The following is a 13,158-nucleotide window of genomic DNA, read 5'->3' on the forward strand; positions in this document are numbered from 1 at the left end:
AAGCCTACCTATCACTCGACGTCATCCTCGGGCTTGACCCGGGGATCTAACTAGCCCCTACATTCACCGTGGTTGGATCCTCGGGTCAAGCCCGAGGATGACGGAAGTGGGGGTAGCGTACTCCAACGCAACCTCTTCCCATTGCAATATCGACAATACGGTTTCCCAGCGCAAAGCCGTAATTCTCAGGTAAAAACCCATGCTGATCAAGCAGACTGACTATCACCGCATCTATCGCGTCATCAACAGCCTGCTGGTCAACGAGAACGCTGATCCTGCATCGGCTTCCATGTATTTCAGCACCTTTGGTGCCTTTATTCTTGAGCATCATTACAAGGTCAAGGCCAAGCCGAAGGGTGGGCTTGCGGCCTATAATCTGGATGGCAAGTTGATCCTGTTTGCGGATCACCGCGAAGATGGCCATGTGACCGGAGCTGGCGAGAATTTTCACTGCTGGGTGGAGGCGGAAGGCTGGGCGATCGATTTCATGGCGCCAGCGTTTGCCGAGGCAGCGCAGGGGCTTTCTGTGCCGTCGAAAATGTTTCAGCGACCATTGTCTGAGATGGCAGTGTCGATCAACGATCTCTCGCAGTCGGGCGATTTCTATTACAAGTCCGAGCCGGAAGCGACTGCCCGTCGCTTTGCGGATTGGCGCAAGCACACCATGATCGGGGACCTTGCATCGGTTGCCGCAGGCTGGTTTCGGAAGTCGCCCAGGCAGATGCAGTCATCTATCTCCGTTGTCGATCAAAGCGACAAATCCACGACCATTCCTCTGGTCGGTCATGCCCTCCAGGGCGCATGGTAAGGCTGTATCGGGGAATTAAAAAGGACGGCCAGCGTGATCCCGCGGCAGCCGCCTGACGTCAATCAGCAGCCCGACCCCGCTCTAAAGATAGCGGCGGTCGCGTCCCGATGCGTCTTGTGACAGCCTTGCCCGGCTTCGTCCACATGTCTATCGGGAAAAAGCGTCGAATTTCAGCATATTTCTGCTGCGGGCTGCAATCCTTGATCCAAACTCCGGTAGTCCGCTGCTCGCTGCCGAGGTGACGTTGTCAAGAAACTGGTTCGATGCCTTTTCCCAGGAATAGGTTCGCGATAGTGCAAGTGCAGCTTCACTTGAACACTTCAGCGCATCCATGCAGGCGGTGCGCAAATCCGTGTTCAACGCACCAGCGCGGGGATGGTCGCCGAGAATATCGAGGGGGCCAGTGACTGGAAATGCTGCGACAGGCACGCCGCTAGCAAGTGCTTCTAAAATCGTATTGCCAAATGTGTCTGTCTTGGACGGAAAGACGAAAACATCTGCCTGAGCATAGGCGTCGGCAAGATCCTTGCCGGTTTTAACGCCGGTAAACAGAACGTCCGGGTATTTTTGCTGGAGCTCAGCGCGCGCGGGACCATCGCCCACCACGACCTTTGAGCCGGGCAGATCGAGAGCGAGAAATTCAGGCAGGTTCTTTTCTACTGACACGCGACCGACGGTCATGAAGATGGGGCGTGGCAGATCAAACGGTTGGGCCTGTTTTTCGCGGGGAAAGAACTGGGCGGCATCAATGCCACGGCTCCAGCGTTTCAGGTTCTTCACGCCCTTGGCATTCAATTCGGTTTCAAGGCTTGGTGTGGCCACCATGCAGGCGCTGCCGCCATTGTGGAACCAGCGCACGAAGGCATAGAGCCAGCTTTCCGGTACTGGAAAGCGTGCGGCCACATATTCCGGGAAGCGTGTGTGGTAGCTGGTGGAGAAGCGCATGTTGTGTTTCAGGCACCAGCGGCGTGCCATGAAGCCCAGCGGGCCTTCGGTTGCTATGTGGACGTAGGACGGCTGGCTTTTTGCGATTTCTTTCGAAACACGGCCATAGCTGGCCACGGAGAGACGGATTTCCGGGTAGGTCGGGCAAGGAACGGAGTGGAAGTTCTGCGGTGTGACCATGCAGACTTCGACGCCCATGCGCTCCAGCTCGACATTGGTGTTTTCAATGGAGCGCACGACGCCATTGACTTGCGGATGCCACGCATCAGTGACGATGGTTATTCTGGTCATGATATGCCGACCTCCGCGCTGACGAATCCCGAAAGGATGTCGGGCTCCCACGCGTGTATGGGACAGGCATGTTACAGCTTCATGTCAGGGAGCCGATCAGTCCTTCGGCAGCAGGCCCGGGTCGATCAGCGCACCATGGTGACCGATGACGGTGACGGCGGCCTTGGCCGCGAAAGCGGCGGCAGCCTCTGGTGTGCTGCCCGCGACCAGCCTGGACAGGAACGCACCGTTGAAACTGTCGCCCGCGCTGGTCGTATCCACCACCTTTGCTGACTGGACCGCTGGTGCATGGCAGCGTGTCCCTGCGAAATCCAGCGTGGCACCATTGGCGCCATCCTTGACAACGATATTTGCGACGCCCGCAGCGCGGTAGCGGTGAATGGTAGCTTCAACATCCGCATCGCCGAAATGTGCAGCTTCGTCATCGAAGCTCGGCATGACCAGTGTCGCAGCGCGTGCGCCATCGGTAATGGTGCTCAGCATGGTCTTTCGGTCGGCCCAAAGGCGGGGGCGGATGTTGGGGTCGAAGACCACCTGTTTTCCCGACGCTTTGGCGCGCCGCATTTCGGCAAGAAATGTATCGACAGCAACAGGCGTGCTGAGAATGGCAAGCGTTATACCTGAGAAATAGACCATGTCGGCAGCTTCAATCGTGCCGCGCAGGTGGTCCGCATCCGCTGCCAGTTGGCGTGCGGCTGATGTGCTGCGCCAATAGCTGAATGTGCGCTCGCCATCCTTCAGGTTGATGAGATAAAGCCCAGGCGTGCCGCCTTTAAGCCGGGAAATGTTGGCGGTTTCTATGCCTGCCGCCTTGATGAAGCCGAGCATTTCTTCCGAAAGAGGATCGTCACCTAGGGCCGTGAAGTAATCGACAGTCCAGTCCGCTGGCATGCAGGCGCGGGCGTACCAGGCGGTGTTCAGCGTATCGCCGGCAAAGCCTTTGCGCAGCAATCCGTCGCCTGCCTGAGAAAGCTCGACCATGCATTCGCCGATAGAAAGAAACCGTCCGCCCATACAATTGCCTCCCTTGAATGGATGTCCCGCATTACGATGCTTGCCGCAGGCTGGCAAGGGCAAGTCATCATATGAGTGACTTGTTGGCTGAAACTGACAGGATTGCCGTTTACGAACAGACCTTAGCTTTATATGCTTTGACGAGCTTAACCGGAGATTGCCCATGGCCGACCTGATTGCCTCTGCCAACACTTCCACACACGACGGAGACTGGTGGAGGGGAGCAGCGATCTATCAGGTCTATCCACGCTCGTTCCAGGATACGACAGGCGATGGTTTTGGCGATCTGGCCGGTGTGACGGAACGGCTGCCCTACATCGCGTCGCTTGGCGTCGATGCTATCTGGCTTTCGCCCTTCTTCACCTCGCCCATGGCGGATATGGGCTATGACGTGTCAGATTATTGCAATGTCGACCCCATGTTCGGCACTCTGGCGGATTTCGACACGCTGATTTCGGAAGCGCATCGCCTTGGGTTGAAGATCATCATAGATCAGGTGATTTCCCACACGTCCGACCAGCATCCCTGGTTCAAGGATAGCCGCGCCAGCCGCACCAACCCGAAAGCCGACTGGTATGTCTGGGCAGACCCCAAGCCGGATGGGACTGCTCCCACCAACTGGCTGTCGGTGTTTGGCGGGCCAGCATGGGAATGGGATGGCGTGCGCAAGCAATATTACATGCACAATTTCCTCGCCTCGCAGCCGGATCTCAATTTCCATAATGTCGAGGTGCAGGACGCGCTGCTGGAAACCGTTCGTTTCTGGCTGGAACGCGGGGTGGATGGTTTCCGGCTGGACACGGTAAACTACTATTTCCACGACAAGCTTTTGCGCAACAACCCGCCTCATGCGCCCGATAGCGATGATGCTGGTCTCGATGCGCCTGATGTGAACCCCTATGGCATGCAGAGCCATGTTTACGACAAGACGCAAATCGAGAACATCGCCTTTCTCAAGCGGTTCCGTGCGCTGCTCGATCAATATGAGGGTCGCATGACCGTGGGCGAGGTGGGCGATGGTGCACGGTCGCTGAAGACGGTGGCGTCCTACACCGCCGATGGCGACAAGCTGAACATGTGCTACACGTTCGACCTTCTTGGCGGGGAGTTTTCCGCAGACCATATCCGAGGCGCGGTTGGCGGTTTTCAAAAGGCCGTCACCGATGGCTGGGTCTGCTGGGCTTTTTCCAACCATGATGTCGTACGCCATCTCAGCCGCTTTTCCGAAGGGCCGGAGGAGCAGACGCGCGTGGCAAAGCTTGCCTTCAGCGTGCTTGCCACATTGCGCGGCTCCATATGCCTTTACCAGGGCGAAGAGCTTGCGCTGACAGAGGCTGAGCTTGCATTTGAAGACCTGCGAGACCCCTATGGCATACGGTTCTGGCCTGCCTTCAAGGGGCGTGATGGATGCCGGACGCCAATGGTTTGGGAAACGGGACAGCCCAGTGCTGGCTTCACGACTGCGGAAAAACCGTGGCTGCCGGTGCCTTACGCGCATGCCATGCTGGCTGCCGATGGGCAGGAGCGCAAGCCGGACTCGGTGCTGAGCCACTACAAGGCGGTAATGGCGTTCCGCAAAAACCATGCAGCCTTGCGAGATGGCGACATGGTGTTTCTGGATACGCAGCAGGACCTGCTGGCCTTTACCCGAGCAAAGGGACAGGAACGCCTGCTTTTCGTGTTCAACCTCACGCGGGAGCCGGTGGAGTTCCTCATTCCAACTGATCTCAAAGTTGATGAAGTGCTGACAATGCCGGGCTTCCAGCCGCTGTTCGACGAGACCACGGTCAAACTTGATGGGCTTGATGTGTTCTGCGCGATTTTGGCGTGAGTGGTGGGCCTCTTAAAAGAGGCCCTTCGTCATCTCCGGGTCAAGACTAAGCACGAATTGCCAGATCAGTTCTTTATCAAACTGGTCGTCCCGTCCCATCATCCAGCTCAGTGCCTGTTGCGATGACCAGCCCTTCTTGTAGGGGCGTGTGGAGGTCAGCGCGTCGAAGACATCACAGATGGTGCTCATGCGCACTTCGGTGCTGATGGCGTCAGCTTTAAGCTGCTCGGGATATCCATTGCCATCCAGCCTCTCATGATGAGAGCGACAGATGTCGAGAACAAGCTGGGGCATATCCGTGTTTGCGGATAGCAGCTCGTAACCCAGGCTGGTGTGTTTTTCCACCACCTTGCGTTCATCAAGGTTCAGGACAGTCTGCTTTTGAAGAATGTGCTTTGGAATATAGAGCTTGCCGATATCGTGCAGCATGCCGGCCATGCACAGGTGCTGGACCGTTTCTTCATCCATGCCCTTAGATCGGCCAAAATGAAGCAGCAGGGCACCAACGGCAACAGAGTGCATGTAGGTTGCGCTATCGCGAGACCGTAGCCGTGACATGCCGATGTAAAGCGATGGATTTTCTTCCATCGTTCTCGCAACATCGTCCACCAACGGCTTGAAGGATTGCACGGTAACAGCTCGACCCTGGCAAATATCGCTGACCAGTGATTTTGCTGATTCTGCCTGTCCCTGAATTTTTGCGGCAGCTTCCAGCTTTTCCTGTCGGGTGGCGTTCGTCAGGTTTCTCTCGGTGGCGGGTGTGGCCCAGCCGGTGGGGGCGCACCCCAAAGACGTGTTGATGAAGACGCCGCCGCTCTCGGTGCTGCAAATCAGATCGATCTCTTCGCCAGACCGGATAACGAAGCGCCGCCCGAGGGTTGGGCTATCCTGCCACGCACCCTCGATAGCTTCAACGAACATCCCGACTTTGAGTTGCGACTTATCGATCTTCGTTACAGTCACGTGTTGCCCCGATACTCAAGCTCCATCCATCAAAGCTTGTTATCTAGCGCGACTCCGTTAATTCAATATGAGTATTTTCGATTATATTGTTATGGTTGTACTTTATGGAATGAGCGCGAACCGATCCACATCCACCATGCCCATATCCGAAATTTTCAGGTGCGGAATGACTGGGAGCGGAAGGAAGGCAACCTGCAAAAACGGTTCTTCCAGCGTTGTTCCAAGTGCATAGGCGGCCTTGCGTAGCTCGTGCAGCGTATCACGCACGGTCTCATAGGGCTCTAGGCTCATCAGGCCTGCGACGGGCAGGGCGATTTCTCCCGTAACCTTGCCATCTTCAACCACCACGAAGCCGCCCTTGATATCGCTGAGGCGGTTGGCAGCGCAGGCCATGTCGTCTTCGCTGACGCCAACCACGCAGATATTGTGGCTGTCATGCCCGACGGTTGAGGCGATTGCGCCCTTCTTCAGCCCGAAGCCCTGGACGAAGCCATTTGCATGGTTGCCATTTTTGCCGTGGCGCTCGATGACAGCGACCTTGATGATGTCATTGTCCAGATCAAGGCTTGTCTGGTTTCCATCCGTGGGAAGCTTGTAACGACGATGCTCGGTGATGATCTTGCCCGGCATAACGCCGATGACGGATGTTTCACCGTCTGTGACGGGCACGCCGAAATGCGATGCCAGAACGGGGCGTGCCTTGACGCTATCGAGCCCTACAGGCGCGATGGATTTACGCGTGGCGAAAAGCTCATTGGTCACTTTTCGTCCAGCTGAGAACACCATGTTGGCCTTGCAGTTCTGCAAGCTGTCAATCACCACCAGATCGGCGCGCCAGCCGGGCGCTATGAGACCACGATCGTTGAGGCCGAATGCCTTTGCGGCTGAAATGGATGCGGCACGATAGATGGCTAGCGGCTCCACGCCGCTTCCGATGGCGGTGCGGATCATATAATCGAGATGGCCCTGCTCGGCGATATCAAGCGGATTGCGGTCATCCGTGCACAGCGCCAGATAGGGCGACAGGCGCTCGGTGATGATGGACATCAGGGAGTGAAGATCCTTGGATACCGATCCTTCGCGCACCAGAATATGCATGCCCTTGCGGATTTTCTCCATCGCCTCTGCGGCGGTGGTGCATTCATGTTCGGTGCGAATGCCAGCTGAGAGATAACCATTCAGCGCTGTGCCGGAAAGCAGTGGTGCGTGGCCATCAATGTGCTGGCCCTGAAAGGCCTCCAGCTTCGCCATGCAGATCGGGTCTTTGTGGATCACGCCCGGAAAATTCATGAACTCGGCAAGGCCGATGACCTTCGGGTGGTTGCGGAAAGGCAGCAGGCTTTCGATTGGCAGGTCGGCGCCGGATGTTTCCAGATGGGTGGCAGGTACGCAGGAAGACAGCTGGACTCTGATGTCCATGATCGTTTCCAGCGCGGAATCGAGAAAGAACTGAATACCCTCTTTGCCGAGCACATTGGCTATTTCGTGCGGATCGCAGATGACGGTGGTGACGCCATAGGGAAGCACGCAGCGGTCGAATTCATGCGGTGTTACCAGCGATGATTCGATGTGCAGATGCGTATCAATGAAGCCGGGCACAACGATCTGGCCGGTAATGTCGATCGTTTCGACACCCTCATAGCTCTCGCATGTGCCGATGATCGTGTCGCCGCAGATTGCGATATCGGACGCTACAAGCTCGCCTGTAACCAGATCGAAAAAGCGGCCGCCCTTGAGAACGATATCAGCCTTCTCGCGACCTGTTCCCTGATCGATCCTGCGTTCTAGTGTCGATACCACGCTTCACCTCATTTCGATTTTTAGCTGGTCACGATTAAGCCAGACGAGCCGATGGCTTGTCCACCATGATGTGCCATAAAAGAAAACCGGGCGCGTCGCCGCACCCGGTCATATCAGTCATAACAGCGAAATTACTCGGCAGAAACGATCTTGCCGTTTTCCCACTTGTAGAGCGAGAAAGCCTGCGATGTCAGGTCGCCTGTTTCGCCATAGGTCAGCTTGCCGATGGCTGTTGCAACAGGCTCACCAGCCTTCAAAACCTTCGCAACGGCTTCCGCATCTTCAGCGCTACCAGCCTTTTCAATGCCTGCTTTCAGCACTTCAACAGCTGCATAGGCATTCAGCGTGAAGGCTTCTGCTGGAATGTTTGCGGCGGTCAGGGCATCAGCCGCAGCCTTGGAGTCGGTGCTCTTGGTCGCATCTGCTGCATTGGTGAAGATGGTGCCCGCAGCAGCGTTTCCGCCAATGCTCCAGAACTCGGAGTTCGACAGGCCATCGCCACCGATAACGGTTGCCTTGGCGCCAACATCGTTCATCTGGCGAACCAGAAGGCCCGCTTCAGGGTGGTAACCGCCGAAATAGACAACATCCACATTTTCAGACTTGAGGCGGGTCGTCAGCGCGCTGAGGTCTTTGTCGCCTGCCGTCAGTGCATCATACATGACTTCGGTCACGCCGCCTTCATTCAGCGTCTTCTTGAACGAGTCAGCCAAACCCTTGCCGTATGCACCCTTGTCATGAATGATCGCAACGCGGCGGTCCTTCAACTGTGCCAGTACGAGTTTGCCAGCGACCTGCGCCTGCTGGTCGTCACGGCCGCAGGTGCGCAACACGTTCCACAATTCGCGGTTTGTCAGGTCAGGTGCAGTGGCCGTTGGCGTTACCATCAGCACGCCGTTTTCCGCAAACACATCAGAGGCAGGAATGGCAACGCCCGATGTGACGGGGCCGACAACGAAACGGATGCCTTCGGCAACCAGCTGGTTGGCGGCAGATACGCCCTGCTTTGGCTCGCCACCATCATCAGCGAGCTTCAGGACAACCTGCTCGCCCAGAATGCCGCCATTCTTGTTAATAACGTCAACGGCGGTCTGCGCGCCTTTTTTGACCTGATCGCCATAGGCTGCGACGGGGCCTGTGAGCGGCGCAATAAGACCGATTACGATCTCAGCATGCGCCATTGGTGCGAAAGCGACCGATGCTGCCAGCGTCAGGCCAGATAAAATTTTGAAGGTCATTCCAGTTTCTCCTTGGGTTGGGTCCCGATGTGCCGCCGCAAGCACGGCGCTAAAAGCGCGCAAACCTCTTTCGGCGGGCGGGACTGGTGTCGTCTCATGTTTGATTTCCGACATCCTGCCGTCGTCATACGCATCAGAGGCGATTTCGCAAGCCATGTTTGATCCAAAGCGTTCGTGGGCGCGTAAATCCTGTGTGAGCGCAAAGTACTGGCCGCGTCAGAATAATAAATGGCTGCTGGTTTTTCATCGCTTATAGAAGGATAATACCGGCATGACGCCGACTGACGAAGAGTTTTTACAGAACCTGCCAGTCTTCCTGCATTTTGAGGATGTGGCAGACCCTATGCTGTATCGTGCCCTGCCGGATGGCTGGGCGCTTGCGCTTGCAGACATCACCGATTCCACGGGTGCGATTGATGCGGGCCGCTACAAATCCGTCAATATGGCGGGTGCTGGCGTCATTTCCGGAATTCTGAACGCCCTGCAAAGGCACGACCTTCCCTTCATTTTCGGCGGCGACGGTGCTGTGGTGGCCATTTCGCCCTCGCAGATCGATGCTGCGCGGGAGGCGCTGTCACGGGTGCAGACGTGGGTCGCAGATGATATCGGCCTGACACTGAGAGCTGCCATCGTGCCGCTATCAGCCATTCGCGAGCAGGGACTTGATGTTCGCGTGGCGCGGCTGCAAGCCAGCGATGATGTGTCCTACGCCATGTTTTCTGGCGGCGGTAACCACTGGGCCGACGAGCAGATGAAAAACGGCCGCTATCTGATCCATCCGGCCGAAGCCGGTGCGCGCCCTGATCTGACGGGTCTTTCGTGCCGTTGGGATCCGATCAAAGCGGCGCGGGGCAAGGTGGTGTCGATCATCGCGCTTCCGGGTCCCAACCAGGATGCACAGGCATTTCGGGATCTGGTGGCAGAGATCGTGGCGCTGGCCAATGATGATGGACGTGGTGGCCATCCGGTTCCCGCCGAAGGACCCCCGCTGGGGTTCATCAAAGAGGGAATGTTTCTGGAAGCAAAAGCGCTTTCCAATTACCGCGACCGGATCTCGCAGGTCCGCAAGCTTTCATGGGTACTCTTCCAGACAGCGATCATCACCGTTCTGTATCGGTTTCGAAAAACGGTGGGACGGTTCGATCCCGTGCAATACAAGCGATCGGTCGCCAGCAATACGGATTTTCGCAAATTCGATGACGGCCTGAAAATGACCGTGGATGTGGACGTCGACAGCTTGAAAAAGATCAGGGCCAGGCTGGAAGTTGCGGCGCGTGAGGGTATCTGCTTTTATGGTCTGCACGAGCAGGACACGGCACTGATGACCTGTATCGTTCCATCCCCGCTATCCAAGGATCATATGCATTTTGTCGATGGCGGTGAGGGAGGCTATGCTTATGCGGCGGCCAACTTGAAGGCGCAGATACAGGCATTGGAATAGGATGGGAAGAAGCGCCATGCGGCTGGAGGACACATGGCGCTTTGCTCGCTGTCACCCACGCTGTCGGCTTTAATGAAACCATTCAGCGTAGGGCGTTTGCGCTATCATTCAGGCAGCGGTCTTTTCCGCGCTCGGTGCGCAGTAGATTCCCTCGAGTGTCGCCAGGATCTTCTTCACGGAATCCGAAGTGCTGGAATAGTAGATCGTCTGCGCGTCGCGGCGTGTCTTCACCAGGCGCTGTGCGCGCAGCTTGGAAAGGTGCTGGGAAAGCGCTGACTGGCTCAGGCCAACCTGCGTTGCAAGAACGCCGACTGGAACTTCACCTTCAACCAAACTGCAAAGAATCATCAGCCGCTTGGGATTGGCCATGGCGGAAAGGAGACCCGCTGCTGCAGTCGATTGTTCTGAAAGAGTTTCTGTATTCATATTCTCACTTCTCCTGAGTGAACCCGCCCCCGCGGCTGCCTCATTGGCAAAACGAAACGTTATATGCCCTGATTGTACCAATTCGGCCAGATCGTTGTATATACCTAAATCTAGGGTAAAGCCCCTGCTTCATTAGAGAATTTTCACATTCTGTCATTTTTGCTTGTTATTGACGGAAAATAGTCGAATGTTCTACTTTACCTCGTCTCAACCCATTCTTACGGGTTATTTTTTACATTTTTGCGGCTGTGTGGGTATTTCATTTTCGCGTTTTCAAGACTTTGGCGGGTGCGGATTGGTTTACAAATGCTAAGCGCCCCCAAATTCTCTCACCTTAATTTAAAGTGATTGAAAATCGGTCTTACAAATCCGTTTTGGACACTCGTCCGCGTTGACATCACGCCTGTGCATTGCCGTGGCCGGGCTGGCCACGGACTGATTTGACCGGCATCGGGTGATTTATTTTCGCCGGTGAAGCGTCAATCCACGAACGACGTCATCCGAAGTGACCGTGCCGACCACCACGCCATTGTCGACGATACCAATCGCGCCGGGCTGTTTCGCCATGGCATCGAGAATGTCGACTAGCGGTGCGGTGGGGCGGGCCGTGCCGCTGACGGAAAGCCCGGCATTTTCCGCCGTCACGCCTCTTCGCATCACGTCTTCCGCCGTCAGCATGGAGATCGGGTTCATGTTCTGCACAAACTCCGCCACGTAGCTGTTGGATGGGTTCCTGACGATATCTTGCGGCGTGCCGCATTGGATGATGTGCCCACCTTCCATCATGGCGATGCGGTTGCCGATGCGGAAGGCCTCATCCAGATCATGGCTTACGAACAGGATCGTCTTTTTGAGCCGGCTCTGAAATTCCAGAAGCTCATCCTGCAACCGGTGGCGGATGAGGGGATCGAGTGCCGAAAACGGCTCATCCATCAGCAGGATCGGCGCTCCTGTTGCGAAAGCGCGCGCCAGCCCGACGCGCTGTTGCATGCCGCCGGATAGTTCCCCCACCTTGCGGTCTGCCCAGTCGGACAGATTGACGAGTTCCAACTGCTCGGCCACGCGTTTTTTGCGCTGGGCTTCCGGCAGGCCTGCCAGCTCCAGTCCAAAGCCGACATTGTCGGCTACGTTGCGCCATGGCAGCAGCCCGAATTGCTGAAAAACCATGGATACCGTGTGCATGCGCAGATCACGGAGTGATTTTTTCGATGTCTGATAGGGGTCGATATAGCCTTCAGGTGTTTTGACGCTGACGCTGCCGCGCACAACGGGTGCCAGTTGGTTGACGGCGCGAAGCAGTGTCGATTTTCCGGAGCCCGAGAGCCCCATCAGAACGAGAATTTCGCCTTCCTTTACGGCCAGCGAGGCATTGGCCACGCCCAGCACGAGGCCTGTCTCTTCGTTGATTTCGGCTCTGGTTTTCCCTGCATCCAGCATGGCCAGTGCCTTTGCCGGATTGTCTCCGAAGACGATATCAACCCGATCAAATATGATGGCGTCACTCATGCCTCATCCTCCGAGCCAGGTAAGCGGAACAGGCGGTCCAGTATGATCGCGACGATCACGATACAGAGGCCTGCCTCGAACCCCATGGCGATGTTGACGGTGTTGAGCGCACGAACCACCGGAACGCCTAGCCCATTGGCGCCGACCAGCGCGGAAATGACCACCATGGACAGTGACAGCATAATGGTCTGCGTCAGTCCGGCCATGATTTGCGGCGTAGCGAAGGGCAGTTCCACCTTGCGAAGCACTTGCGATGGTGTCGCGCCGAAGGCGACGGCCGCTTCGACAAGTGCGGGTGGGGTGGAAATAATGCCAAGCCTTGTGAGGCGAATGGGGGCCGGCAGAGCGAAAATGACCGTTGCGATCAGGCCCGGCACCATTCCCAGCCCGAAAAGAACCAAAGCTGGAATGAGATACACGAAGGTCGGAATAGTCTGCATCAAATCGAGAGCGGGGCGCATGATGGAATAGGCCCATTTGCGCCGTGCAGCGAATATGCCGAGCGGAATGCCAAGCACCATGCAGGTCACACTGGCGGCAATGACGAGAGCCAGGGTTTCGGTCGTGGCTTTCCAGTACCCAAGATTGATGATGAGCAGTAAACCGAGGGCCGTAAACAGCGGCATGCCGATGGAGCGGCGCATCCAGGCTGAGAGCGCTGTGAGCAGCGCCACGATGATGAGCGGATGGGGTGCCTGGAGCAGATAAAGCAGAGCGTCAATGACGCTTTCGAAAATGAACGATAACCAATCGAAGAAAAAAGAGAGATTTGTGGTCAACCAGTCCACAGCCTCTTTGGCGTATCGACCGATCGGTAAACGGTTTTGAGAAGCGCTGAGCCATTCCACGGTAAGAGGAGACCTTTCGTGAACGGAGTCATGATCGTCTTCCGGCA

The 13,158-nt window shown here is 56.5% G+C and carries 11 protein-coding genes; 3 read left to right on the forward strand and 8 right to left on the reverse strand.

Annotated elements, in window-relative coordinates; translation table 11 throughout:
• Positions 1–199: 199 nt before the first annotated feature.
• On the forward strand, positions 200–808 hold the full coding sequence (locus IFT53_RS07135) for a DUF2026 family protein (RefSeq protein WP_192064241.1): 609 nt from the start codon (positions 200–202) through the stop codon (positions 806–808).
• 147 nt (positions 809–955) lie between these two features.
• On the opposite strand, the gene IFT53_RS07140 is transcribed toward IFT53_RS07135, so the two are convergent.
• Both IFT53_RS07140 and IFT53_RS07145 read right to left on the reverse strand, forming a co-directional pair.
• Complete coding sequence (locus tag IFT53_RS07140; protein WP_192064240.1) at positions 956–2,044, reverse strand: bifunctional monoglucosyl/glucuronosyl diacylglycerol synthase; 1,089 nt, start codon at positions 2,042–2,044, stop codon at positions 956–958.
• Positions 2,045–2,140: 96 nt separating this feature from the next.
• Positions 2,141–3,058 carry a sugar kinase gene (locus IFT53_RS07145; protein WP_192064239.1) on the reverse strand — a complete coding sequence of 306 codons (918 nt, stop codon included), beginning with the start codon at positions 3,056–3,058 and terminating at the stop codon, positions 2,141–2,143.
• 163 nt (positions 3,059–3,221) lie between these two features.
• On the opposite strand from IFT53_RS07145, the gene bglA reads away from it, so the two are divergent.
• Entirely contained in the window at positions 3,222–4,889 is a 1,668-nt protein-coding gene (gene bglA, locus IFT53_RS07150; RefSeq protein ID WP_192064238.1) for a beta-galactosidase BglA, read from the forward strand.
• Positions 4,890–4,901: 12 nt separating this feature from the next.
• Here the strand turns inward: bglA and IFT53_RS24030 are convergent, their stop codons facing one another.
• From IFT53_RS24030 to IFT53_RS07165, 3 genes are all read right to left on the reverse strand, one after another.
• Positions 4,902–5,852 carry an HD domain-containing phosphohydrolase gene (locus IFT53_RS24030; protein ID WP_192064237.1) on the reverse strand — a complete coding sequence of 317 codons (951 nt, stop codon included), beginning with the start codon at positions 5,850–5,852 and terminating at the stop codon, positions 4,902–4,904.
• 102 nt (positions 5,853–5,954) lie between these two features.
• On the reverse strand, positions 5,955–7,652 hold the full coding sequence (gene ade, locus IFT53_RS07160) for an adenine deaminase (protein WP_192064236.1): 1,698 nt from the start codon (positions 7,650–7,652) through the stop codon (positions 5,955–5,957).
• A gap of 131 nt (positions 7,653–7,783) precedes the next feature.
• The gene (locus IFT53_RS07165; protein WP_192064235.1) at positions 7,784–8,890 is read right to left on the reverse strand and encodes a branched-chain amino acid ABC transporter substrate-binding protein; all 1,107 of its coding nucleotides are present in this window, start codon (positions 8,888–8,890) and stop codon (positions 7,784–7,786) included.
• Between the two features lie 271 nt (positions 8,891–9,161).
• On the opposite strand from IFT53_RS07165, the gene IFT53_RS07170 reads away from it, so the two are divergent.
• Complete coding sequence (locus tag IFT53_RS07170; RefSeq protein WP_192064234.1) at positions 9,162–10,331, forward strand: DUF3095 domain-containing protein; 1,170 nt, start codon at positions 9,162–9,164, stop codon at positions 10,329–10,331.
• Positions 10,332–10,439: 108 nt separating this feature from the next.
• On the opposite strand, the gene IFT53_RS07175 is transcribed toward IFT53_RS07170, so the two are convergent.
• The 3 genes from IFT53_RS07175 to choW all read right to left on the reverse strand — a co-directional run bounded on the left by IFT53_RS07175 (position 10,440) and on the right by choW (position 13,111).
• Positions 10,440–10,757 carry an ArsR/SmtB family transcription factor gene (locus IFT53_RS07175; protein WP_042617358.1) on the reverse strand — a complete coding sequence of 106 codons (318 nt, stop codon included), beginning with the start codon at positions 10,755–10,757 and terminating at the stop codon, positions 10,440–10,442.
• Between the two features lie 459 nt (positions 10,758–11,216).
• The gene (gene choV, locus IFT53_RS07180; RefSeq protein ID WP_042617357.1) at positions 11,217–12,263 is read right to left on the reverse strand and encodes a choline ABC transporter ATP-binding protein; all 1,047 of its coding nucleotides are present in this window, start codon (positions 12,261–12,263) and stop codon (positions 11,217–11,219) included.
• The gene (gene choW, locus IFT53_RS07185) at positions 12,260–13,111 is read right to left on the reverse strand and encodes a choline ABC transporter permease subunit (RefSeq protein WP_192064233.1); all 852 of its coding nucleotides are present in this window, start codon (positions 13,109–13,111) and stop codon (positions 12,260–12,262) included. The genes choV and choW overlap by 4 nt, the downstream gene beginning before the upstream one ends.
• Between the last annotated feature and the right edge of the window lie 47 nt (positions 13,112–13,158).

It is taken from the genome of Rhizobium sp. CFBP 13644 (assembly GCF_014842165.1).
Classification (GTDB): domain Bacteria; phylum Pseudomonadota; class Alphaproteobacteria; order Rhizobiales; family Rhizobiaceae; genus Agrobacterium; species Agrobacterium tumefaciens_C.

Coding starts and splice junctions, on each gene's coding strand:
- IFT53_RS07140 (WP_192064240.1), bottom strand. CDS start 2,044: ATGACCAGAATAACCATCGTCACTGATGCGTGGCATCCGCAAGTCAAT.
- bglA (WP_192064238.1), top strand. CDS start 3,222: ATGGCCGACCTGATTGCCTCTGCCAACACTTCCACACACGACGGAGAC.
- IFT53_RS07165 (WP_192064235.1), bottom strand. CDS start 8,890: ATGACCTTCAAAATTTTATCTGGCCTGACGCTGGCAGCATCGGTCGCT.
- IFT53_RS07170 (WP_192064234.1), top strand. CDS start 9,162: ATGACGCCGACTGACGAAGAGTTTTTACAGAACCTGCCAGTCTTCCTG.
- choV (WP_042617357.1), bottom strand. CDS start 12,263: ATGAGTGACGCCATCATATTTGATCGGGTTGATATCGTCTTCGGAGAC.
- IFT53_RS07135 (WP_192064241.1), top strand. CDS start 200: ATGCTGATCAAGCAGACTGACTATCACCGCATCTATCGCGTCATCAAC.
- IFT53_RS07145 (WP_192064239.1), bottom strand. CDS start 3,058: ATGGGCGGACGGTTTCTTTCTATCGGCGAATGCATGGTCGAGCTTTCT.
- IFT53_RS07175 (WP_042617358.1), bottom strand. CDS start 10,757: ATGAATACAGAAACTCTTTCAGAACAATCGACTGCAGCAGCGGGTCTC.